At 57.6% G+C, this 24959-nt stretch carries 17 protein-coding genes; 10 read left to right on the forward strand and 7 right to left on the reverse strand.

Annotated features, from left to right (window positions below; translation table 11 throughout):
* Position 1 precedes the first annotated feature (1 nt).
* The 3 genes from ACIOTN_RS17320 to ACIOTN_RS17330 are packed head-to-tail and all read left to right on the forward strand — an operon-like array spanning position 2 to position 3638.
* Complete coding sequence (locus tag ACIOTN_RS17320; RefSeq protein WP_402735826.1) at positions 2-1270, forward strand: hypothetical protein; 1269 nt, start codon at positions 2-4, stop codon at positions 1268-1270.
* A complete protein-coding gene (locus tag ACIOTN_RS17325; protein WP_402735827.1) occupies positions 1270-2823 on the forward strand; it encodes a hypothetical protein in 1554 nt (517 codons plus the stop codon). The genes ACIOTN_RS17320 and ACIOTN_RS17325 overlap by 1 nt, the downstream gene beginning before the upstream one ends.
* 50 nt (positions 2824-2873) lie before the next feature.
* Positions 2874-3638, forward strand: a complete 765-nt coding sequence (locus ACIOTN_RS17330; RefSeq protein ID WP_402735828.1) for a hypothetical protein — start codon at positions 2874-2876, stop codon at positions 3636-3638.
* A gap of 197 nt (positions 3639-3835) precedes the next feature.
* On the opposite strand, the gene ACIOTN_RS17335 is transcribed toward ACIOTN_RS17330, so the two are convergent.
* From ACIOTN_RS17335 to ACIOTN_RS17345, 3 genes are read right to left on the reverse strand one after another with little or no spacing between them, the layout of a single operon-like run.
* A complete protein-coding gene (locus ACIOTN_RS17335; RefSeq protein WP_105662566.1) occupies positions 3836-4777 on the reverse strand; it encodes a type II secretion system F family protein in 942 nt (313 codons plus the stop codon).
* Positions 4774-5625, reverse strand: a complete 852-nt coding sequence (locus tag ACIOTN_RS17340) for a type II secretion system F family protein (protein ID WP_105662565.1) — start codon at positions 5623-5625, stop codon at positions 4774-4776. Before ACIOTN_RS17340 ends, ACIOTN_RS17335 begins: the two co-directional genes overlap by 4 nt.
* Before the next feature lie 2 nt (positions 5626-5627).
* A complete protein-coding gene (locus ACIOTN_RS17345) occupies positions 5628-6848 on the reverse strand; it encodes a CpaF family protein (protein WP_105662564.1) in 1221 nt (406 codons plus the stop codon).
* A 249-nt stretch (positions 6849-7097) separates the two neighbouring features.
* Here ACIOTN_RS17345 and ACIOTN_RS17350 point away from each other — a divergent pair, with 249 nt between their 5' ends.
* The 3 genes from ACIOTN_RS17350 to ACIOTN_RS17360 all read left to right on the forward strand — a co-directional run bounded on the left by ACIOTN_RS17350 (position 7098) and on the right by ACIOTN_RS17360 (position 14213).
* Complete coding sequence (locus ACIOTN_RS17350) at positions 7098-10907, forward strand: FtsK/SpoIIIE domain-containing protein (protein ID WP_181149084.1); 3810 nt, start codon at positions 7098-7100, stop codon at positions 10905-10907.
* Between the two features lie 638 nt (positions 10908-11545).
* Positions 11546-11794: a WhiB family transcriptional regulator gene (locus ACIOTN_RS17355; protein ID WP_013348560.1), complete on the forward strand. Its 249-nt coding sequence runs from the start codon at positions 11546-11548 to the stop codon at positions 11792-11794.
* A 202-nt stretch (positions 11795-11996) separates the two neighbouring features.
* Positions 11997-14213, forward strand: coding sequence for a Stk1 family PASTA domain-containing Ser/Thr kinase (locus tag ACIOTN_RS17360; RefSeq protein ID WP_105662562.1), 2217 nt, complete (start codon positions 11997-11999; stop codon positions 14211-14213).
* Between the two features lie 71 nt (positions 14214-14284).
* On the opposite strand, the gene ACIOTN_RS17365 is transcribed toward ACIOTN_RS17360, so the two are convergent.
* Entirely contained in the window at positions 14285-15688 is a 1404-nt protein-coding gene (locus tag ACIOTN_RS17365) for a class II 3-deoxy-7-phosphoheptulonate synthase (protein WP_105659067.1), read from the reverse strand.
* Positions 15689-15759: 71 nt separating this feature from the next.
* Positions 15760-16431: a 1-acyl-sn-glycerol-3-phosphate acyltransferase gene (locus ACIOTN_RS17370; RefSeq protein ID WP_105659066.1), complete on the reverse strand. Its 672-nt coding sequence runs from the start codon at positions 16429-16431 to the stop codon at positions 15760-15762.
* A gap of 135 nt (positions 16432-16566) precedes the next feature.
* On the opposite strand from ACIOTN_RS17370, the gene ACIOTN_RS17375 reads away from it, so the two are divergent.
* From ACIOTN_RS17375 to ACIOTN_RS17385, 3 genes are all read left to right on the forward strand, one after another.
* Positions 16567-17340 (forward strand): carboxylesterase, encoded by a 774-nt coding sequence (locus ACIOTN_RS17375; RefSeq protein ID WP_105662561.1) that lies wholly within the window; start codon positions 16567-16569, stop codon positions 17338-17340.
* A complete protein-coding gene (locus tag ACIOTN_RS17380) occupies positions 17337-17771 on the forward strand; it encodes a hypothetical protein (protein ID WP_105659064.1) in 435 nt (144 codons plus the stop codon). The genes ACIOTN_RS17375 and ACIOTN_RS17380 overlap by 4 nt, the downstream gene beginning before the upstream one ends.
* 113 nt (positions 17772-17884) lie before the next feature.
* On the forward strand, positions 17885-19696 hold the full coding sequence (locus ACIOTN_RS17385) for an AMP-dependent synthetase/ligase (protein ID WP_402735829.1): 1812 nt from the start codon (positions 17885-17887) through the stop codon (positions 19694-19696).
* Here the strand turns inward: ACIOTN_RS17385 and ACIOTN_RS17390 are convergent.
* Positions 19669-20211 (reverse strand): hypothetical protein, encoded by a 543-nt coding sequence (locus ACIOTN_RS17390; RefSeq protein WP_105662560.1) that lies wholly within the window; start codon positions 20209-20211, stop codon positions 19669-19671. The two genes, ACIOTN_RS17385 and ACIOTN_RS17390, sit on opposite strands and share 28 nt — an antisense overlap.
* A gap of 98 nt (positions 20212-20309) precedes the next feature.
* Entirely contained in the window at positions 20310-23762 is a 3453-nt protein-coding gene (locus ACIOTN_RS17395) for a pyruvate carboxylase (protein WP_105659061.1), read from the reverse strand.
* Positions 23763-24113: 351 nt separating this feature from the next.
* Here ACIOTN_RS17395 and ACIOTN_RS17400 point away from each other — a divergent pair, with 351 nt between their 5' ends.
* A complete protein-coding gene (locus ACIOTN_RS17400; protein ID WP_105659072.1) occupies positions 24114-24929 on the forward strand; it encodes a ParA family protein in 816 nt (271 codons plus the stop codon).
* Positions 24930-24959: the final 30 nt, after the last annotated feature.

A 24959-nucleotide genomic window follows, 5' to 3' on the forward strand; every position in this document is an offset into this window, starting at 1 on the left:
AATGGCGTTAACCGACTACACACCGGGCAGACTCCGCAGAACGCTAGCACCAATCACTGCAGACCAGCTCAAGTTCTATATGTACTCAGAACCGACAGGTGGAATCTATGAAGATGAGATTGAATCAGTCTCCATTTTCCGTGGCACCGATGGACGCGCAACAGGATCCAATCCAAGTGTCATGGAACTGACCCTCACCGGGCAACGTCTGGCCAAGGTCAGTGGCCATAACATCCGCTTTGGACTCCGTGAATCCCCAGCAAGTCTGCTGGCCACGCATCTAGGTGGCAGTGCCACAGGCGCGGACATCGAAACCCGATACACAGGCCGAGTGGGCACCACGGCAATCAATGACCGTGGCACGCGCTCCAGCACAACCTACAGTGCCGCGAGCTGGATCGCTCAGATGAATTACAGCCCAGTGCATTACACACCAACAGCCGGTCAGTATTTGCACACCGTGATCCAAGGTCTGGCACATGCCGATGAACCGCTACGAGGAATCACACTGACCAGTCACGGCAATTTGCCGAACATTGCCACCACGGACAGCCCCCAGCTATTCAAGGATGGAATCGGAAAATATGCCGCTGATCTTGGCGTGCTCATGCGTGAAACCCGCGACGGCAGAACGCAAGTCATGGGTCATGAATACCGCTACACCATGGCAATGAACAGGCTTAGCTCAGCTATCCCGCTCATTCGCTCAGAAGCAATCTCACCGGCTGACTATGAACAGCCCAACGAAAGACCGGGCGCAATAGTCCAATTCAAGGTCACCAACGAGAACAACCTCGTGTCTACACGTACCGCCGAAACCACCAATCCAAACGGTGAACTACGCGAGACCGTGGAACGCGACTGGTCATATATCAAGGTCACCAATACGGACAATCAGCCGTACCGGGAAGCTTACGCACAGGTCTACGAGAGCAATAACCGAGAATTTCGCATTCCGAAAATCAAGATCGATTTGCTCTACCTGATCGGTTCAAACAGCGATTACCACAAACAGCAAGCCGCCCAACTCTTGGCGCTGGAAGCTGGAGACCCAATTTTCCTATCTGGAGACTGGGCAACCGCCCTCGGAGGCATCCACTTTGCCGAGGGCATCCGAGAAAACATTACCCCCGATGAATGGAGTCTAGAACTCTCACTAGTACCTATCGCGCAAGCCATTGGCTACACCGGAACCTCAGTTCCTGCTAAGGCGTGGGATTCAGCCGTTCATCCGTGGGATTCAGAAACCCGAGAATGGAACCAAGCATAATGGCTAAAACTCCTGCCCAACTGGGCATGTCTACCCCTGCTGGAAGTGACTTCATTTCACAGGGCGACAACGCAATTACCACCAACGCAACACAAACCGCGACATGGATCGGCAACCTCTTAGAGGGAGCCGTAGAGCCTAAGGCCATTGCCTCCAACGCAGACCTATTAACTCTGCCTACCGGCTGGCACTATTGCCGACTAACCACCACAGCGGCAACGATCACCAACAGGCCTACCGGCATCGGAGACGGCCCGTTCATCGTAAGAATGGTTCGAACAGCATTCGGACACAGCACGATCACCTACTACGGCTATTCAGGCTCAGCGAACGGAATCTACGAAAACCACACGGGCAACTCCACCCACACCAACTGGGTTGGCTGGAAACGTCTGGACAATGAGACCGTCGGTTCATCCGGAGTCGCTGGCGTAGCGAACACGTTGCGAGTCCAAGAATTCCGCGACGCAATAGGCACCGTGAACACCAACGGACGTGGCGCAATCGCTCTACGATTTGACCACGGCCTGTCAGCATTCAATAACCGAATGCGCCCCAGCTTAGAAGCAAGGAATATCCCCTACTCGCTGGCACTCTCCGCTAGGAACTTCAACGCTGGCGAGAATGCCGGGGTAACCGCCGCAATGGTCGATTCATGGGTAGGTTGCGAGGTTTGGAACCACGGAGCAAATCAGCATCAGGATCAGTCCACAGTTTCCGGACTGACTGACCAAATCGTGACAGGCAAGACCGAACTCCAGGCACTTCTACCCAACAAGGAAATCTGGGGGTATGCAGTACCGGGAACAGGTGGCACCGGCCAAGGCGGTTTCGGTGGCGGCTCAAATCCAGAGGCGTTCTACTCCACCCTTGCAGGTGACTTGATTCTGACCAATCACGCAGTGTCTACAGGTGCATTCTCTGGAACAGCACGCAGACCACTAGACGGCAGAATTCGCCAAGGAATGGCACACTTCACGATTGAAGCCCAGACCGTGGCACGCATCAAGCTGGAAATCGATAACGCGATCACCAACAGAACCGGCAATCAGCTCATGATGCACCCAAGCCTATTGGACACAGCCGGATACCTCACACGAGCACAGTTCCTAGAGGTACTGGACTACATCGTAAGCAAGCGCGATTCAGGCGAGTTGGTTGTGTTGTCTCCGTATCAGATGATGGTTGCAGATGCCCAGACCGAAAAGGCATTCACATCCAGAAACATCACAGCACTTTGGGATGGGGGCACAGGAGGTGGAAACGTGACGCTTGCTAGGACAGGTAACACGGTGACTCTTAATGTCTACGGAACCACTTCTAGCACTGAATACATCAAATACAACGCCGCACCGCTAGGGTTTAGACCGCCGTCTAATTCCATGCATTTCAACCCGTTCTACGGTACCGCAAGCACGTCAGCTAGACTTCTGGTTTACTCCAACGGGCGCATTGATCTTCTATCAAACACCGCAGGCGTTACGTTATATGGAACTGTTTCATGGCCTACTAACGACCCGTGGCCAACCGCCTTACCGGGCACAGCCGCGTAACCCTTAGACCCCTTGCCCTACTGGTGAGGGGTCTAACTTATGCTTAGGATATGCAAAAAATTCTAGACTCATTAGCTGAATCCGTAGGCGGGAATGAAGTTCTCTACTTATTCATTGGTGTTGGAATCACGCTACTGCTTACCTCGATTGGATGGATCATCAATTCCATTAATGATCACGGAAAATGGATCAGGCAAGAAAAATACAAAATCTATATTAAACTTACGCGCATACAATCAGGTCTAACCTACGCTTATTCGGAGATAACTAAGAATCATCACGACTCATACCATCTCTCAAAAAAGGTAGAACGGCTGGGTGGTGAACTAGTTGAATTAGAAACTTCTAAGGCCGAGGGAAACAGAAGGATCCCTAAAGAACTTATTGAAAGTCGAATAAAATCCATTTCGGAAGATCTGCAGAAGAATAAGGATGATTTTAATTCGACCAATGAGAAATTTCAGGAATCGTCGAACGATATAGAAAGATATAACAACGAACTAGATGACCTAATGGGGTCGCTCGCAATTGTCGGTTCGATGCGGATGATGAATTACTTACATCACGCAACTCGAATTCGTTTTCCTAAAATAGATATAATTGATAGCGAAAAATTTACTGCCGAAATCAAGAAGAACAGGAAGGAGCAATCCACCCTCTGGGCGTACATTGCTCTCGCTGCGAAGGTTGAACTCCGAACCATCCCGCTAATCGATCGGCTAGCTGTCCGCATGCGTCTTACCTACTACGATGCCAAACTGTGGGTCACCGAACGCAAACGAAGCAGGAAATCCGTTAAGTCAAAACATGCTTAGTTAGAAATCTTTGCCCATCCGGGCACGTCGCCTCTGCTATCCCTGAGTTTCGGGGAAACCTTACGAAAGAGTAGTTCACCGGTTGCAGTGATTTGCAATACCAGTTTGAGCATCATTTCTTGTATGTGATTCATGACGGCCCTTCTAACTTGCTAAAGGATTTCAAAGTGGGAGATTCAAGCTTTTCTATGCTCCGATCAATAACTCATCTCCAATAACGCCAGACCGGGGAATACGGCGAAAACGATCGTGAGAGGAAGAATTCCGAACACGACCGGTACCAGCATGGAAATCTCGCGTTTTCCTGCAACTTCCATAAGTTCTCGTTTGGACGCATCGCGGACATCTTGTGCTTGGTCTCTGAGCACTTGAGCCAATGGTGTGCCTCGCTCTGTTGCAACAACGATTGCATCGACAAATCGCGTCATGGCTCCAACTTGCATCCGGTCGGACATATTCTGCATCGCTTGGACCATCGGTGTGCCTGCGTGAATGTCGTTCAAAGTCTTGGTGAATTCGTCACCGATCACCCCGTGGCAGATTCGTGAAATTCTTTCGATGGCCCCGGTGGTTGATTCGCCTGCGCCGACAGTTAGCGCCAGCACTTCGGCCACGGTTGGAAACTGAGTCAATATTTTCCTGGCCCGCCGATGGATCTGTTCGCCAAGCCACCAACCACGCAATGCATAGCCAACAATCCCGAAACCAATAACGACTAGCACCGATAGGATCAAAGAGACATGATACTGAACGGCGGCAAAGGCCATGAGCGCAGATCCTGCTACTAGCCCTGCCAGAGCATAAACAATTTCTTGAGACCGGTAGTCAATTACGCTCATGTCCAATCCGGCAGCGTTCAGACGCTTCCGAAGAGTACTTGCCGAAGGACTGTGTAGGCTAGCCAGCTTCTTGATTTGCAGCAACATGGGGGCAGCGAGTTGGCCTAAAGCCGAGTGCCCGGAGTCAGAGTGCCATGAGTCTTCCAGCATGCGTGAGCTTCGAACGCCAACGCGAACATGGGGCGCAATACGATCAGCGAAGGCCATTCTTCGCCAGCCCGGCAGGTTCACAAAGACCAGCCAAAGGCCTATGCCAAGTCCCAAACCGCAAAGCGCCGCCCACGGTGTATAGCTGTTCATGCCAGGACTCGTTCTTCTACTGGCAAGGTGCCCAGCCGGAGCATGATTCGATAGCAAACGAGGGAAACCAGCATGCCCAGGCATAGCACTATCACTCCCCCGAACGTCATATATGCATCCTTCGCAGCTTCCTGGGTGCCCAAGACCAACAGCAAGATCCATGGCGCGGCGACTGCCAAACGCGCTGCCGAGACAATCCATGATTGGCGGGCAGCGAGTTCCCCTCGTGTTCTCACGTCATCGCGCAAGAATGCCGACAAAGTTGTGAGCGTATGCCCCAAGTCGGTGCCCCCGACTTCACGCGTAATCCGCAATGTCGTGAGAATCTTGTCGGCTACCGGGTCTGCCAAGCGTTCGCCCAGCTGGTCCAGCGCCACGGAGAAGTTCGCTGTGGCTCGATAGTCCAATGCGAAATCCCGAAATAGCGGACGCAATACCTGCGGGCCGACGACAGCCAATTGGCTCAATGCTTCGGGAAGAGATAGGCCCGCCCGGATGGCACTTCGCAAGTGATCAACCACCTCTGGCCATTGTTCTTGCAATGCTGTGCGGCGCTTGGTGGCTTGATGGCGCAGGTAGACCCATGGTGCGAATGAACCGAAGATGCTAAACACCAAGGCGAAGAGCCACGAAGCGGTGAGTCCCAACGTCACCAACGCGGAAGTCAGCCCGCAGACCAGGCAAATCACGATGAATTTTGCCGGAGCCAGATTGCTCATTCCTGCATGCAAAAGAGCATTCTTGATGGCCGAGCTACGTTTGGGCGATTTTGCCCACGGGGCGAAGAGCAACCAGTCAACCATGAGGGCAATGCCTAGCCCGCCAAGGAGAGCAAAGAAAGCAACCACCGCTACACCGCCATCAATTCGGCAATATTGATTCCAGCGACATCAAACTTTTCATGGGACCAATCGGCTCCCCGAGCCGGCAGCAGGCGATCGGCTTGCCGCTCGAAAAGCGTCGAGGACTCAATTTGCCCTTCCTCCACGCGGTTGCGCACGCTGAGAATCTCGTTGACATAGCGATGGCCCTGTGGACTCCGCACGCAATGAACCACAAGGTCAATGCATGCAGCCACGGTCTTGATGGTGAAGTCGCTGGTGATATTTGGTCCTGCAAGCAACGGCAAAGTGCAAATTTTTGTGATAGCGTCGCGGGCAGAATTCGCATGCAAGGTACATAGCCCCGCGATTCCCGAGTTCAGGGCAATGAGCATATCCAAGGACTCTGCTTCGCGGACCTCGCCGATAATGATCCGTTCCGGGCGCATGCGCAAGGCCTCCTTGACCAGCCGGCGCATCGTGATTTCACCGGTGCCTTCAAGATTGGCGAGGCGAGTTTGCATGGCAACGACATCTCTTAGTGAAAGATTCAGCTCAAAGATTTCCTCGATGGTGATAATGCGTTCCCTGGGGCCGATCGCTGATGCCAGACAGTTGAGCATTGTCGTTTTGCCGGCTTGTGTAGGGCCAGTAACGATGACATTCAGACCGGCACTGATCGCCGTAGAAAGGAACCTCGCTGCTTGTTCGCTCAAGGCTCCCAGCTCAACTAGATCTTCAAGTTTTCCCGCGCGAGCAATGAACTTACGAATGTTGATGGCCCAATGCTCATGGGTGATGTCTGGAATCACGACGTGAAGACGAGACCCATCAGGCAATTGGCAGTCGACGAATGGCTGGGAAAGGTCCAGACGCCTGCCCGACGTTTTGAGCATGCGTTCTACTAGAGCCGCGATTTCTGCCGATTCCATGCGTATGTGGGTCAGTTCGCTTTGGCCACCTCTGGCGCAAAATACTTGATGTGGAGAATTTACCCAGATCTCTTCAACAGAAGGATCATCCAATAAGGGTTGCAGCGCTCCGAACCCGGCCACATTATCGAATACTGAACGTTGGGCGGCCTCTAGCGATCCAAGTGAAGGCACGGCGCCAAGCAATGCGCGTTCGTCGTAGTCGCGAATGACCTCTTCAATAAGTGATCGGATCATCGCTGGCTGCTTTGCCGGGTCCAATCCACGCCGGCGAACCAGCTCGCGTACTTCGTCTTCGACAATGGACAGCGCGTCCACGACTGACTCCTTTGGCTTCCCTACTGGAGGATCCCGATCTCGGGGACTATCGGCGAGCGCGTCGTCGGTGCAGCATACCTATTCGTATGACAAGGGATGCTATCTGCAGCAGAGACCGCTTTCAAGAGGTTCCCGAAGTTGTGGATAGTTCTTGGTACTTTCTCCACACCAAGATTCTTATCTTCCAGCGCCGCCCTCAATGCTGGTTTAGATGGGAACGACAACATTCCATTACATTCAGGAGACCTCATGGTCCGCTATGAATTACTTCTGATTTCCCGAAAATTCCAGCATCCGCGGCAATTCGAACTTGTCATGTCCGGACGAATATCGGGCGAGCAGCTCGCCGCACTGCTGCAGCAGCATTTCCCGGGACAACGATGGTATTCGGGAATAACGCGGATAGAAGAGTTGGGGATCCTGCATGCGTCTGAACGTCTTCTGCTCAATGAATTGCCCCAACCTGTTCGCGCCACAAGCACCACAGCTTCGTGCCTCAAGTTATATGTAGTTCGCGGCCCCGACGCTGGTGCCTGGATTCCGCTCACAAAGGGAGAACATGTCATCGGCAGAACCGCCCCATTATGGTTAGAAGATCCGCTGGTGTCCCGGGTTCACGCGAAGTTATTCGTGACAACCCGGAGCTTGCGCCTGGTAGCCTGCTCTGAGCAGCAACTTGCCATGCCAGATGGCAGCCGCTGCGAGTCCGTGGAATTGGAACACGGATCGCGCTTCTTTCTGGGCAACACTGAATTCGCTGTCGGCGATCCATTAACCGCCCAATCCGGTCAATTGGTAACCCCCGAACAATTGGAAATCCAAGTACCTTCCAAGCCCGAGCTGTCCCGCTTAATTGCTCTGGTCCTCGCAGCATTCGTTCCGATCATCTCCGGCGTCTTGCTTGCCTTGGTTACCGGTTCGATGCTCTTTCTGATCTTGAGTGGCGTTTCGGCCCTTATGGGTATGGTGCCTGCCGGTCAACTGTTCGTGGAGCGTCGCGAATGGAAAAGGGAAATGGAAGTGCAACGAGCTTCCGCCATTATCGCGAGAAGTAAATATTCTCCGGCTCTCGGAGAATCGTTCGTAGCCGGACTGGATTCCGCTTCTTTGGGACTGTCGCATGCCCGGATACCACCACTGGTTTGGGGCGAGGGACTGTGGTCTCCGCAGGACACCTCTCGTTCTGATCCCACGGGGATCCGCAAAGTATTTCGTAGCCTCAGGAAGACGAAGTCGGACGCGCCCTGGTTCGGTCCAGTATTTTTCCCGAGTACCCCGAGCGTCTGGCAGCTGAATTCTGCACAAGGGCAAAGCGCTGGGGCTATTCTGGCCGCAGTACTTGCACGCTATCTCCCGGCCATACATTCCGGCCAGATACGGCTCGTGCTCGATCCCAGTGTCAGGTGTCTTCCGGCGTCGCTGCTTTTGGTGAGCAACGTTTCCGTGGCCCACCTGTCGATTCCCGAAGAATCGAGCTTCACCAGGAAAGAGGAAACCAACCTGGCGACGTTGTACGTCACTGCCCAGGAACCTCAACCTATTTCCGGCGCCCTGGTGCTGGGCGTTTCACCGGTGCTGGCCGAATCCGTGGAGAATTGGATTGTTCCAAGCCCCGTGTCCTCGCGTTTGCCCGACGAACGCTTAGTGCTGCAGAACCTAAGCACGCTGAGCCTTTCGCGGTTCGACAGGATGGTGCAGCAGTATGTGCAGCTGCAAAAGCAGGCAATAACCAAGAACGCAGAATCCATTGCATCCCCGTCACTAGCCGTACGGGCACATCTGGGCCTCGATGAACAGCAAGAGGACGTGTTCCTTGATCTTCATGAGGATGGTCCGCATGTACTGATTTGCGGCACTACAGGGTCAGGCAAGTCAGAAGCGCTCAGGCGCCTGATTGCTGATTTTGCCCGGAACTACCCGCCGACTCAGCTTGCCTTCGCACTTATTGATTTCAAGGGTGGAGCTGGACTAGGCGTCTATGCAGGTTTGCCCCATGTCCAGCTCTTCGCAAGCGACCTCGATGAGGCAGCGGCTCAGCGCACGTTGGAACAACTAGAACATGAGGTGCGGCGGCGCGAGGAGCTTCTGGCAGCACAAGGCTGCAGCGACATTGCGGAATATCAAGATCTCGACGAATCAGGCCCGATTCTGCCTCGCTTGCTGGTAGTCATTGACGAATTCCGTGTTTTCGTCGAAACGCTTCCTCAAGCCAGCGCCAGAATTGATCGTTTAGCTGCGGTGGGTCGAGCTCTAGGAATCCATCTGATTCTCAGCACGCAGCGTCCGGCTGGCGCTTTGACGGGACAAACCAAGGCGAACTTAAACACGACAATCGCATTGAGGGTAAACGACCCGGGTGAGTCCGTGGAACTGGTGGGCTCCACCGAGGCGTCCAAACTCCTCCACCCCGGACAGGCGATCATCAAGGGCGCTTCCAAGCCCACTAGGAACATGCAATTCCAGCTGGCCATCGAGCCGCCACTGCACGGCGAACTATTCGAGCGGAATCGTCAAGATCTCAGCCTTCGTCCGTTGTGCCGATTCGAAAAGAGCATCGCGTCAGTCGCTGGAGATCGCTTGCAAAACCATGCAGCAGAACTTTCCTCACAGTGGTCCACTTCGGAGCTCCCGGTATCTGGTTTTGCTCCAGCGTTGCCTCGGCCAGCAGAACCAACGCACTCGCCAGATACGTGGGATGGGAAGGAACGAGGAACGATTTACTGCGGCGTTGCAGATAATCTGCATTTGGCCCGGCTTGAACCTTTGATTCTTGACCCTGCCCGTTCACGATCAACATTGATCTGCGGCTTGCCAGAAGCCGGTGCCCGAACCCTGTTCGCTTCCCTCGCCCGTTCGCCCAGAAAAATACTTTGCTTCGGTCCGTCGCCGATCCCGGATGCCACTGAAAACGTCAAGGTTGTCACGGGTGAGGATCCCTATGGCTTTTTCGATGCTGTCGACTTCCTGGAATCCATGCCCAGTGATCCAGCATTGATCATTCTCGTTCATTCACTGGCCCAGTTGCAGTCCAATATCCACCCGCAACATTTCCAACGCCTGGACGAAGCACTCGGTACGCTATTGCGTTTCGGCGGCCCGCAATCGCCTATGGTGATTTGTTCAGTTGACCGCGACCAAAACGCGTTGAAGTCCACCGGTCTTTGTACAGAGCAATGGTTCTTCCCATTCAACGCTACCGAGTCATTAAAGATGATGTGGCCCAAGATCCCGGCCTGTTCGCTTTTGCCGGGTCGAGGGGTCAAGCTGAGTTCGGGGCATCCTCCGCAGGTCTTCCAACTCACCGAAGTTCAATTAGCTGAAATCCCGGGAAGCACCTGGCCCGAAGTGCCTTCGGCTTGGCAGATGCCTTCAGGTTCTGCCCTTCAACCGGCAAACTTTCTGGGATACTCGCCCTTCGATGGTGAGGCGGTCCCTCGACCAGCAGGTCCGATGGTTGTTGTGCTGTGCCCCGATACGCAACAGCGCCGGCAGCTGACTGCCGTACTCGCTGTGCGTTGGAACTCCCCGCATATTTGCGGCCTACCGGACTTTGAACGGTTCGTACGTTCTCTCGAGGACGGCTCGTACCGTGTTCGGCAGGACTTGCTTTGCCTCTTCCTCGAAACCACCAATGACTCTCGGTTGCCACCGCTCTTGAACGCTCTGAATTCGAGGGGAATCGGTGTCGCGCTATTCGTTCCGCCGTCCAGCAGGATGGCCTTCGACCTGGGATTGAGCGCCAACGGGTTCGATGATCGCCAGGTAGTCGCTGTCGAAGCCCATCATCCGCAAGATCTTCAACCGATGAATTGGCAGCCAATCCATCAGGTGCCTCATCAAGGAGCCAAAGACTATTGGTGCGCGGTCATCTCCAAACGAGGCAAACCGCGGATGATTCATATTCCGTACGAATTATCTGCTGGCAATTCAGCGGTTTGGCCGGTCTCCGAGGAATGCGGTGGTCTTCGGCGCGAAGAGCATCACCACAGTGGTTCCGGCGACCACGATGGAAAGTACCGCCGCGGCCGTCACCATCGGGATATTGGAGCTCAGGAATGAAACAGAGAGGATGAGCTGGAATAGTTGCCAAACGACAATCGGAGCACGAGTGAACGCTTTTCCCTTGAAGAAGTTGACAGCTACCGAGCCTTGCCAAACGGCAAGAAGCAAGCACAGGGTCAGCATGAATAACTGCCCGCCCATATTGACTGTTCCGTTGGTGTCGAGGTTCAACATGTAGCTGATGGCGTACGCCAGAACAGCCAGGGCCTCAATTAGGACAAGCGCGGCAACCACGAAAACACTGGTTGGGCGGGACGAGATTGCATTTTCGTTGCTCACATCAACAATTTTCGTTGACCTTCTGCAGGAACTCAAACCGCAACAATTGACTTTTGCTGTTGCTCGCGCCACACCTCTGATAACTAGCGGATCCTAGTGCCAAATGCCATGTGAGAAAGCACTCAGGCATTCAGCAACATTTCGCTACCGTGACTCTTGTTTACTTCCGCGTTACATGAAAACCTTATGTGGTCGGTTAAACGAAGTGCCCGAATGGACTTCTCCGACCTTTCGAGACGCCAGATGTTAACCGCTAGGCAACCAGGATTTCGTTTCACTCCTAGTTATTTTTTGCCTGTGTGTTGATTGTCGTTGGTGTTTCACACCCTCTCAGATTTCAAGGAGCATCAATAAGCATGGATTGGCGTAGCCGCGCGGCGTGTCTGGAAAAGGACCCGGAACTGTTTTTCCCAGTGGGAAACACCGGTCCGGCCCTGTTGCAGATCGAAGAGGCCAAGAGCGTCTGCCGTCGATGTGAAGTAACCGAAACCTGCCTGCAGTGGGCTATTGAGTCCGGCCAGGATGCAGGCGTCTGGGGTGGCATGAGCGAAGATGAGCGTCGTGCCTTGAAGCGTCGTGCAGCACGAGCTCGCCGCGCTTCCTAATTAAGCTGCGCTCGAGGTAATTCTCGCAACCCGAGACGCTATACGAAATCCGCCAGAGGTAAACACCACTGGCGGATTTCGAGTTTAAGCGACAAATTGTCAGCTCAGCTAGGTACATTAAAAGTAGTATTCATGTTCGAAAGGATCCGTTAGTGACTCTGGCCCGCTTCGCGTGCACCGTTCAGGCAGGTGCGACCGCAAAATGAGCCCGGCCCTGACCGACCCCAACCTGGGCAAGACGCTGGATGGTCGATACCGACTGGACCATCTGCTTGCCCTGGGTGGCATGTCACGCATCTACCGCAGCATGGACAAGCGCCTGCATCGAGCGGTTGTCGTGAAGATCCTGAACGACAACTTCTCCAGCGAGCATACAGTGCGTGAGCGATTCGAATCCGAAGCTGTCATCGCTGCGAATATCACTCATCCGAATGTGGTCTCCATCCGCGATCACAACGTGAGCGATAATCTGGTGTACCTCGTGATGGAGTATGTTCGAGGACGGAACCTCGAACAGGTCATTGAAGAACGCGGCCGCTTTACTCCGCGTCAGGCGCTAAGCGTCCTTGAACAAATTTGCCACGGTCTCAGCGCCGCGCACAGCGAGGGAATCATCCACCGGGATATGAAACCGGCAAATGTGCTGCTCTCCGATACCGGCGAAGTGAAAGTTACCGACTTCGGCTTGGCCCGTGCTGCCAGCGCCCATACCCAGTCAGCCACGCTCGTCGCCACGCTGTCCCATGTCTCCCCCGAACTAGTTTCAGGGGCACCAGCCGATTCGCGCAGCGACATCTACGCACTGGGCATCATGATCTACCAGATGCTGACTGGACAAGCACCGTATACCGAGACCAATGCCGCTGCATTAATGAAGCATCATCTGGACTCCCCCATGCCCATGCCCTCGGACTTGGTTCCGGGATTGGCCGAAGATCTCGATGAGTTGGTTCGATGGTGCACCGAGAAGGATCCAGAGAAGCGCCCGCAAGATGCTTCGCTGCTGCTGGAGGAGATCATCCAGATCCGCTCAACGCTCAACGATGCGCAACTGGACCTGGGCGCCGAGGACCTCGGCGGGATTGAAGATCTCACCCCGCAAACTATGGCGCAGATGCCCACTACGCTGCAGCAGCGTCTTGATGCGATGCAACGCGAGCGCGAAGATGAGCGTGAACAGCTATGGCTGAAGCGGAATACTGCTCAGCACGAGGACAGCTACGTTATCGATGATGCCCCCGCCGATCCTGACCAGACAACCGTCATTGCCGCGGTTGACGCCACCGAAGTCTTGGATCTTCGCGATGCGCAAGCCACACTGGCCCAGCCTCGTCCCACTGATCTTGCCGCTGATTCTGGCATAGCCGCAACGTCGGTGTACACCCGCGGCCGCGATCTGGAACCGGCCCACGAGAATGACGCCGATTCCGAAGCACCGCTGTCGGTACGTGGCCAAAAGCGTGCGCAGAAGCAGGCTGCAAGAAAGTGGCGCAAGGAAGCACAGGTACCCACCCACCGGTTGCGTCAGCCTCGCTCGGGTACGCAGAAGTTCGTCATCACCGTGATGTGGATCCTCATCGTGGCTCTGGTCGCAGGTGCCGGATGGTTCTTCGGCCGCGGCCCCGGAACCGTCATCCGCATCCCGTCATTGACCGGCATGCTTCAATCGCAGGCAGTCGCGCAAATGGATGGCCAAGGTGTTCCAGTTCGGGTAGGCACGACCTACAACGATGAGATTGCCATCGGCAGGGTGGTCGACTCGCAGCCGGGGACCGGCGAGAACATCATGAAGTTCCAGGGAATCGATCTGATCGTTTCGCAAGGCCCTCAGCTTTTTGCAGTTCCGGATTTCACCGGGAAAACCCTGGATCAGGCCACCAAGTTGCTCGATGAAATCGGTTTCGAAGATGTCCAGGAAGCCGAGGCCTACTCGGAATCGGTGACGAAGGGCGAGATTATCAGTTCCTCCCCTGCCGCCGGCAAGAAATTGCCGCGGAAGAACATCATCACCCTCACTGTTTCCCAGGGACATGCTCCGGTTCCTGTTCCTGCGGTCATTGGTCTTGGCAAGGATGCGGCCAAGGAAAAGCTTGAGTCCATGGGCTTGAAGCTGGAAACCGGTGAATCCGTCCATTCCACGACGACCGAAAAAGGCCTAGTCGCCGTCCAGGACCCGGCCCAGGGCACCGTTGCGTACGGCAGCACCGTGACAGTGAATCTCTCGGAAGGACCAGAATACGTCCAGATCCCATCCGTGCTCGGCATGGGCGTCGAGGAAGCACTCTCTGCACTGGAAGCCGCCGGCTTTTCCGTGAAGACGCACAATGTCTTTGGCGGTTTCAGCCAGACCGTTCGCATGCAGTCTCCATTGCACCAGCAAGCCGTGCGCGGCAGCGAGATCAGCATCTACGCCTTCTGAGGCCTGCGCCGTTCCCCAGGCATAAAAATAATCCGGTTCCCGCTGTCGGGAACCGGATTATTCTCTAGCTGCTAGCGGTTTCGGCTGCGGCTCTGCAGTGCCGAGGAGACCAGGAAGGCCATCTCCAGGGACTGGCGGTGGTTCAGGCGCGGGTCGCACAGCGACTCGTACAGCGAGTCGAAGTCTTCCTCGCGGATCGGATCCGCTCCGCCGAGGCACTCAGCCACATCGTCGCCGGTCATCTCCACATGCAGGCCGCCTGGGAAGGTGCCCAGCGCGTCGTGCACTTCGAAGAAGCCGCGGACTTCGTCCATGACATCTTCGAAGTTGCGGGTCTTGTAGCCGTTCTGGCTGGTGACCGTGTTGCCGTGCATTGGGTCCGTAACCCACAGCACCTGGGCGCCGGAGGCCGTGACCTTTTCGATCAGGTTTGGCAGCTTCTCGCGGATGTTCTTCGCACCCATGCGGGTGATGAAGGTCAGGCGTCCTGGTTCGCGGTTCGGATCGAGCTTTTCGATCAGCGCGAGGACATCTTCCGGATCCGAGTTCGGGCCCAGCTTCACGCCGATTGGGTTGCGCACGCGCGAGAGGAAGTCCACATGTGCGTGGTCCAGCTGACGGGTTCGTTCACCGATCCACAGGAAGTGGCCGGAGGTGTCGTACGGCAGGCCGGTCCGCGAATCGGTACGCGTCAACGCACGCTCGTAGTCCAGCAGCAGTGCTTCATGGGAGGCGAAGAACTCGGTGCGCTTGAGCGCCTCGAAGTCTGCACCGCAGGCATCCATGAAGCGGATGGCCGAGTCGATCTCGCCGGCCAGCTGCTCGTAGGCGGAGTGCGCCGGGTTGGCCATGAATCCGCTGTTCCACGAGTGCACGCTGCGCAGGTCTGCGAAGCCGCCCTGGGTGAACGCGCGGATCAGGTTCAGCGTGGCCGATGAGGTGTTGTAGGCCTGCACCATGCGCTTCGGATCGTGGGCACGGGAATCGGGTGTGAAGTCGAAGCCGTTGACGATGTCGCCGCGGAATGCCGGCAAAGTAACACCATCTCGGGTTTCGTCATTCGAGGAGCGCGGCTTGGCGAACTGGCCAGCCATGCGTCCCATCTTGATTACCGGCATCGATGCGCCATAGGTCAGCACCACAGCCATCTGCAAGATGGTGCGAACTCGCGAGGAGATCTTGTCGGCGGTTGCATCGGCAAAGGTTTCGGCGCAGTCGCCGCCCTGCAGCAAGAAGGCCTTGCCCTGGGCTGCTGCGGCCAAGCGTTCGCGCAGTACGTCGACTTCGCCGGCAAATACCAGTGGCGGACGCGAACCCAATTCGTTGATGGAGGACTGATAGTCCTTGTGCTCACGCCAAGTCGGCTGCTGGGCAATTGGCAATTCACGCCACAAATCTAGTTGCGGATCGGTGGCGGGGCCGGCTACGGAGGAGCCTGGCAATGGGGTTCGGTTTTCTTCGCTCACCTTGCCCATTCTACGTGGCATCAGCTCAAAGGACCGCGATGAATGTAACAAGTCGCCGTAACACTGCGCATAACGGCCTGCTACTTCTTTGGTTTGCGTGGAGCATAGATGTCGACGTAGCTCTGACCTGACAGGACATTGATTGCCTTGCGGATCTCGTCGGCGCAAGCGCGAAGCGTTTCAGGATTCGCGGACCTGCCGTTCAGGTGCTCGAAGGTCAGCGGCTTGCCGATCTTGATCCCGATCCGGCCCGGATGCGGCAGGCTTTGGCCGATGGGCTGGACCTTGTCGGTGCCAATCATTGCAATTGGTATCACCGGGGCACCGGTTTCCAGGGCGAGCTTTGCGACGCCGAGCTTGGCCCGGTACAACCGTCCATCCGGTGAACGGGTGCCTTCCGGATAGATGCCCAGCACCTGGCCCTGCGCCAGTGCGTTCTTGGCACTGGCCAGCGAAGCAGCCGATTTCTGCCCGCCTGAACGGTCCATGGGCAGCTGGTTGATATTGCGGAAGAACCACGCGGTGATCCGGCCCTTGATGCCCTTGCCGTTGAAGTACTCGTCCTTGGCCAGGAAGATCACGGTACGATCCAGCGCCGCTGGGAGGAACACCGAGTCGCTCACCGACAGGTGGTTGGAAGCCAAGATCGCCGCACCGGTTTCAGGCACATTGCCGATGCCCTGGATCTTGACGCGGAAGAAAATTCGTATTAGCGGCCGGACAGCGAAACGCTTGAGGAAGTCGTACAGCACAGCGGGAAAATTCCTTCTTCTAGTTGACCAGCTACGCGGGAAGAGAAACCGCGACCTTACTGGTCGAAGCGCACTCCGCACCCTTCAATTGTGCACTACGCTCGAAGGTGAAGGCAGAAATCCGGAGGGTTCACGATGAAACTTGATGCAGGCAATACTCCGCTGGACGAGCGCAAACGTCCATGTGCAGTACTTATGATCCACGGTTTTACCGGCTCCGCTGTTTCCATGCAGCCATGGGCGGATTCCTTGGAGCAGGCCGGATTCGACACGGACATTCCCCTTTTGCCCGGGCACGGAACGCAATGGCAGGACATGGTCGGTCGAGGTTATGGCCAGTGGATCCACGCTACCGAAGCGGCTTTTGACAGGCTCGCGCGCACGCACGAGCAGGTATTCGCCGCTGGCCTTTCCATGGGTGGCGCCCTGGCCCTGCATCTGGCGACCCGCCGCAATGTAGCCGGTGTTTCGCTGGTCAATCCGGGCCTGGTCGTGGACTCCCCCTTGTCCCCCTATACTCCTTGGCTCAAGCATGTAGTGCGCAGCGTTGCCCCTATCAGCAATGACATCGCCAAGCGCGGTGTCGATGAAGGGGCCTACCCGCGCACCCCGGTAGCAGCCGTAGCCGAACTCCGTTCGCTCTTTGCCCAGACCCGCCGGCGCTTGGAACTGGTGAACGCCCCGGTGCAGCTCTTCCGTTCCACCGTCGACAACGTAGTCTCAGAGCAGTCGGTGCGCGAGCTGGTCGAGGGCCTGAACTCAGGCACCCTGGCCGAGCACCACATGCTCTTGCACTCCAAGCACGTAGCCACACTGGACTACGATGCGGAGCAGATTTTCCACGAATCCGCTCGCTTCTTCGCGCAGCTGGCCGCCACGGAACAGAAGCGCCAGGAGGAGCGCGCATGAATCCGGAAGATGCCCATCCTTCAAACCAGAATGATCCGCAGTGGGATGAGCTAGTCGAGAATTTCCGTCAGCTTGATGCCTCGGCACCCCGCGAACCCAGCGCCGACGAGCGCGCGGCGAGACTGGAGAAGCTCTTCAACACCGGGCCTGCCGCGGTTCGCGGACCGCGCGACTATGTTGCTGAGCAGACCCCGGAAGAGTTCGTTCCAGAAGAACCCGCCGCGCTGGGTTCGGGTGATCCGATGCTGAACCTCGCCTGGGTTGGCGCCGCTGGCGGTCCGCTTGGGTTGCTGCTGTGCGTGGTGTTTTTCCGATCAGCTCCGGTGTTCATCTATTTCGGACTGGCACTCGCCGCCCTGCTCGGAATCGCCTACTTGCTCAAACGTCTTCCCACTGAACGCGATCCGGGAGATGATGGGGCTCAAGTATAGAAAACGGCTTTGAGTACACCACACGGTAGGTTACTCTATAGTAATAAAGATGTGATGCGGGTTACCCGCTATTGCTAATGGGGTCCCACAGAGTTTCAGGAGTTGAAGACCAGATGCGCGAATACAGCTCGCCAATTCGCATTCATTCGCCACAGCAGTCGAATATTACAGATCTGCTATTACGCCACGCGAATTCAGCGGCCAACCCGGCATTGTTCTCAAAGCCGGGAACCGACGGAACGTGGAATGATGTCACGGCATCGCAGTTCGCTGCCGACGCCCGGGCCATTGCGAAGGGGTTCATCGCCAATGGCATCGAAGCTGGCGACCGCATCGCGTTGATGGCCAAGACCCGCTACGAGTGGACACTGGTTGACTTCGCCATCTGGTTCGCCGGCTGTGTCACTGTCCCCGTCTATGAAACTTCCTCCCCTAGCCAGGTTGCCTGGATCGTTTCCGATTCCGGTGCCAAGGCCGTCGTCGTTGAGGCCGCCGCCCAGGAAGCCGTGGTGCGCCGCGCCGCCCATCAGGAACAGCTCGACGGACTGGATCACGTCTGGCAGTTCGATGGCGGGCTGGAACAGCTCTCCGAAGATGGCCGGAACGTCGATGACCAGTTGCTCGAAGCCCGCCGTTCGGGCGCAGCATTGGATGACATCGCCACGATCATCTACACCTCGGGCACCACCGGCCGTCCCAAGGGCTGCGAGCTGACCCACGGCAACTTCGTGGAGCTGGCGGAGAACGCTGTGGCTACCTTGCCCGGCGCCGTTTACCCGGGCGCATCGACCATCATGTTCCTGCCGCTGGCTCACGTTTTCGCCCGCTTCATCTCGGTAGTCAACATTGCCGCTGGTTGCCGCACCGGGCACACCCCCGATGTCAAGCACCTGCTCGAGGACCTCCAGTCCTTCAAGCCGAACTTCATCCTCGCTGTGCCGCGCGTCTTCGAGAAGGTCTACAACTCGGCCATGCTCAAGGCTGAAGATAGCGGCAAGGGCAAGATCTTCCACGCCGGCGTTGACGTTGCAGTGGCATACTCCCGCGCCAAGCAGGAGGGCAAGGTACCGCTCGTGCTGAACCTGAAGCACAAGCTCTTCGACGCCCTGCTCTACCAGAAACTGCGCACCGCGATGGGTGGCAACATCCGCCATGCGGTCTCCGGCGGAGGTCCGCTGGGCGAGCGCCTCGGCCACTTCTTCAACGGCATCGGGGTCACCATTCTGGAAGGCTACGGCCTGACTGAAACCACCGCACCGATCACGGTGAACACCCTGAACCGGATCAAGATCGGCACCGTAGGCAAGCCGCTGCCGGGCAACGCCGTGCGCATCGCCGCGGACGGAGAGATCCTCACCAAGGGCATTTGCGTGATGCGCGGCTACCGCAACCGTCCAGAGCTGCAGGATGAGACCTTCACCGATGGCTGGTTCCGCACCGGGGATATCGGCGAACTCGACGCCGACGGATTCCTGAGAATCACCGGGCGCAAGAAGGAAATCATCGTCACCGCCAGCGGCAAGAACGTGGTTCCTGCGCTGCTTGAGGACCAGATCCGCGCCGACGCGCTGGTTTCCCAGTGCGTGGTCATCGGCGAGGGCCGCTCGTTCATTGCGGCCCTGGTGACCTTGGATCCAGAAGCCCTGCCAGGTTGGCTGGCCCGTCACCAGATGGACCAGAACCTGTCGCTGGACGAGCTATCGACCCATCCAAAGGTGCTCGAAACCGTGCAGGCGGTCATCGACAAGGCCAACACCTCGGTATCCAAGGCCGAGGCGATCAAGTCCTTCCGCGTTGTGCCTGCTGACTTCACCGAGGAAACCGGTCATTTGACTCCCTCGATGAAGATCAAGCGTGCAGTAGTGCTCAAGGACTACGAAGCCGTGATCGAAGGCATCTACTCGGCGCCCAAGCCGACAGCATAGTCCAGCACTGCATTAGCCAGCTCCCACGATTCGCGAGCTGAGGCGGCCCAAGGCAACTTGAGGCCGCTTTGCTGTGTTCGGGCATAGTAGCTGCGCGGCAATACCACGCGGCTGAATGCCTGGGTGGCGTGATTCTGGTGCTCGTGGCCAAGCACCGCGTAGATCAGGTTCCCAGCCAGGTCCTTGCGGCCATTGGCCAGCAGCCATTCGACCAATTCCATGAGCCGGTCTTCCGAGTCGGCACTGGTATCGCCCACAACCACCAACACGTTGGTGCCGGTGAATTTACCGTCCATCACCGATTGCACGCGCTGCGGTCCGGCCGTGGCCACCTGGGCCTTGCAATCCAATTCGCCGAATTGTTCGGCCAGGTGCTCTGCGATTTCGCAGAACGGAAGATGCGTGTCGAGGGTGAAGACCAGTACCGTGATCGGCTGGCCCTTGGATCCCAGCTCGGCAACCTGCTGCCTCAGCCGGGCGGGCACAGCCCCGGGTGTCATCTTGCTTGGGCGCATCACAGCTCCTTCTGCTTTGTGGTTCGCACGATTAGTTGGCAGAGCGCAGGGGCCCGCAACCTTGGTCACGAGCCCCCGTGCTCTGGGTACTGCGGATGCTACTTGGGTTCGATCACCAGCAGCAGATCGCCACCCTGTACCTGGCTGGTGCCATTCAGGGTTACCTGGCTGACCACGCCGCCCGCGTTGGCGGTGATGCCAGCTTCCATCTTCATTGCTTCGATGGTGGCCACGGACTGGCCGGCCTCGATCAGGTCGCCGACCTTGACGTTCACAGTCACCGCTCCCGCGAAGGGTGCAGCGACGTGGCCGTTGTTGTTCGGATCGGCCTTCGGCGCGGACTTCACGGTGGATTCTACCGATTCGTCGCGGACCTTGAGCTGGCGGGACTGGCCGTTGAGGTTGACCACGACGGTGCGCAGGCCCTTCTCATCGGCTTCCGATACCGATACCAGCCTGACCAGCAATCGAACACCGGTACCCAGCGAAATGACGTGCTCAAAGCCGGGAACCAGGCCGTAGAGGTAGTCGCGGGTGTGCAGGACGGACAAATCACCGTAGTTCTCCACCGACTTCTCGAAGTCACGGGTTGGGCCAGCGAAGAGCAACCGGTTCAGGGTACCGCGAATCGTGTCCGAATCCGCCTGCAGCGCTGCCAGGTCCTCTGCCGAGAGGTCCTCGACATGGGCCTTGACATTGCGTCCCTGCAACGCCTTGGTGCGGAACGGTTCCGGCCAGCCGCCTGGAGGGTTGCCCAGCTCTCCCGAGAGGAACTGGATGACCGAATCCGGGATGTCGTAGTTCTGCGGGTTCGCTTCGAAGTCCGCGGCTGGGACTCCGGAACCCACCAGCTGCAAGGCCAGGTCGCCGACGACCTTGGACGATGGAGTCACCTTGACCACATTGCCGAGCATGTCATTGACCGAGGCGTACATCGACTCGATCGCTTCGAAACGCTCGCCCAGGCCCAATGCAATGGCCTGCTGGCGCAGGTTCGAAAGCTGGCCGCCCGGAATCTCGTGCTGGTAGACACGGCCGGTTGGCGCTGGCAGTCCGGATTCGAATGGCTTGTACATGGCGCGCACTGCTTCCCAGTACGGTTCCAGCGACGCCACGGCATCCAGTGACAGGCCGGGATCACGCTCGGTGAACTCCAGCGCTGCGACCAGTGCAGAGGCCGATGGCTGCGAGGTGGTGCCCGCCATGGCCGCGCTGGCCACGTCGACGGCGTCCACACCGGCGTCGATGGCAGCCATCAACGTCGCCAGCTGCCCGCCGGAGGTGTCGTGGGTGTGCAGGTGCACCGGAAGATCGAAGCGTTCGCGCAGGGCCGTGACCAGCTTGGTTGCTGCCGCTGGGCGCAGCAGGCCGGCCATGTCCTTGATTGCGAGGATATGCGCGCCAGCGTCGACGATCTGCTGTGCCAGCTCCAGGTAGTAGTCCAGGGTGTACAGCTTCTCGTTGGCATCCAGCAGGTTGCCGGTGTAGCACAGGGCCACTTCGGCGACTGCGGTGCCGGTGTCGCGTACCGCCTTGATGGCCGGAGCCATCTGCGAAACATCGTTCAGCGCATCGAAGATGCGGAAGATGTCGATGCCTGCGGACGCGGCTTCCTTCACGAAAGCGTCGGTGACCTCGGTTGGGTATGGAGTGTAGCCCACGGTATTGCGGCCGCGCAGCAGCATCTGCAACGGGATGTTCGGCAGCTCCGCACGCAGCAGCTCCAGGCGCTTCCAGGGATCTTCGCCCAGGAATCGCAGGGACACATCGTAGGTGGCACCGCCCCAGACTTCCATGGAGAACAGCTGCGGGACGTTGTGCGCGTAGGCCGGTGCTGCCGCGAGCAGGTCGCGGGTGCGGACGCGGGTGGCCAGCAGCGACTGGTGCGCATCGCGGAAGGTGGTATCGGTGATGCCCACCGCTTTCGACTCGCGCAGGGCCTTGGCGAATCCTTCCGGACCGAGATCCAGCAGCTTCTGGCGCCAGCCATCGGCCGGCACGGCGGACTTGGAGGGGCCATCGAATGGCGAACGCTCTGGCTCGTCGGTCTTGTCACCCGGGAAAGCAGGAAGCTTCTTGCGCGGGTCGATTCCCTCGACACGGCTGCCATTTGGCTGGTTCACCGTGACATGGGCCAGGAAGTTCAGCGCCTTGGTACCGCGGTCCTGGGATTCATTGCCGGTGAGCAGATCCGGGCGGGAGTCGATGAAGTCGGTAGCGACATCACCGGCCAGGAACTGCGGATCACTGAGCACATTCTGGATGAACGGGATGTTGGTGGCCACACCGCGCACGCGGAACTCGGCCAGCGCACGGCGGGCGCGAGCCACAGCCGTCTGGTAGTCACGGCCACGGCAAGTGAGCTTGACCAGCATCGAGTCGAAGTGCGGGGACACCTCGGCGCCGGTGTAGATCGTGCCGCCATCCAGACGGACACCCGAGCCGCCGGCGGAGCGGTAGACGGTAATGGTTCCAACATCCGGACGGAAGCCATTGGCTGGATCTTCGGTGGTGATGCGGGACTGCAAGGCCCAGCCACGCACCTGGATGGTGTCCTGGCTGATCTCCAGATCCTTCAGCGACTCGCCAGCAGCGATGCGCATCTGCGCCTGCACCAGGTCGATGTCGGTAACCTCTTCGGTCACCGTGTGCTCAACCTGGATGCGCGGGTTCATTTCAATGAATACGTGCTGCCCGGCGCGGTCGCCCACGGTATCAACGAGGAATTCGACGGTGCCTGCGTTCTGGTAGCCCAGAGTCTGCGCGAACTTCACGGCGTCCCGGAACAGCGCCTGGCGAATCGATTCATCCAGATTCGGTGCTGGAGCGATTTCGACAACCTTCTGGTGGCGGCGCTGCAGCGAGCAGTCGCGCTCATGCAGGTGGACAATGTTGCCCTGCTCGTCGGCGAGGATCTGCACCTCGATGTGGCGCGGACGCAGCACTGCTTGTTCCAGGAAAACGGTGGGGTCCCCGAAGGCGGTGCCGGCTTCGCGCATTGCCGCGCCCATCAGCTCCGGCAGGTCTTCGCGCTTGTCGACACGGCGCATGCCGCGACCGCCGCCGCCGGCTACAGCCTTGACGAAGATCGGGAAGCCGATGCGATCGGCCTCGGCAATCAGGTAATTAACATCATCGCTTGGCTCGGAGGATTCCAGTACCGGAATGCCTGCCTCGCGAGCAGCCTTCAGCGCCGCTACCTTATTGCCGGCCAGTTCAAGCACGTCCGCCTTTGGACCGATGAACTTGATGCCTGCTGCTTCGGCAGCTCGTGCGAGGTCAGGATTTTCCGAGAGGAAGCCGTAGCCCGGGTAGATTGCATCCGCGCCGGCTTCTTTGGCAACGCGGATAATCTCGTCGATATCCAGGTAGGCGCGGACTGGATGGCCCTCTTCGCCGATCTGGTAGGCCTCTGCGGCCTTCTGACGGTGGATCGAATTGCGATCCTCATGTGGGTAGACAGCAACGGTCTTTGCGCCCAGCTCGTAGCCGGCGCGGAAAGCGCGAATCGCAATCTCACCGCGGTTGGCGACCAAGATCTTTTCAAACATAGTGTCCCTACATCGAATCTGTACACGCTGGTTCAACGGCACAATCAGGACTGTTCCCCTCAGGTGCAGGCCCGCCATCCCAGCGTGTCGGGTCTCGAAAAGCAGCTAGCATTTGCCACTTCTGTGAAACACACTACACGGGGATTCTCCAGAACGTCCAAACATTTCGCCTTGTGGTCAGACCACATGAAATAATTGGATCTTTGAAGTTTTAATCACTAACTGGTGCCTAATGGCAAAAACTGACGTTGCAAAGTCGGAGAAACACGGCTCGGCACACTATGATGATGAGAGACTAAAAATTCGGTGGGACGTTTAAACTAACGAACAGTGAAAGGCGTGGTCTGGTCCGTGCACGTAGTGAGCATCAGCAGCCTCAAGGGTGGCGTAGGAAAAACCTCCGTGACACTCGGATTGGCTTCAGCAGCACTTGCCGCCGGCATTCCGACTCTCGTCATTGACCTGGATCCCCATGCGGATGCCAGCACTGGCCTTGGAGTCCGGGCTAATGGGAAGCAGCCAATTGGGCAAATGCTCAAGAACGCTCGTCGCGCCCGTCTGCAAGATCAGGTTGTCGCCAGCGCTTGGCAGTCCAAGGCAGCAGAGAAGAAATCCCGTACCCGCATTCCAGTGCTCGATGTTGCCGTTGGCGACGCATTCACCGGCATCTACGATCGACCAGATCTGCGGACCCGCGACCTGCGCCGCCTCTCCCAGCTTCTGAGCCGCACCAGCGGTTACCAGTTGGTTCTCATCGACTGCCCGCCATCGCTGAACGGCTTGACCCGCATGGCATGGAGCGCGTCGGATCAGCTCGTGCTAGTGGCAGAACCCAGCTTGTTCTCCGTGGCCGGCACCGAGCGCACCCAGCGCGCATTGGAACTCTTCCGCCGTGAATTCGCTCCTTCCCTGGGACCGGTACGTGTTGTCGCCAACCGCGTCCGCAAGGACTCCGCGGAGCATACCTTCCGTTTGGGCGAAATGCGCCAGATGTTCGGCGACTCCATGGTCAAGCCCGAGATTCCCGAACACCCGGAATGGCAGCAGATCCAAGGTGCCGCGTACTCGGTGCACCAGTGGCCTTCCAAGGCTACTGCTCCGATGCTGGCGCAGTTCGACGCGTTGCTCAAGGAAGTCATGTCCGCAGCAGGCCCGAACAACACCTAGGCCCGGATACGGATAGCAGCTTAAGCAATT

Origin of the sequence: Glutamicibacter sp. NPDC087661, from assembly GCF_044743275.1 — a bacterium.
GTDB lineage: Bacteria > Actinomycetota > Actinomycetes > Actinomycetales > Micrococcaceae > Glutamicibacter.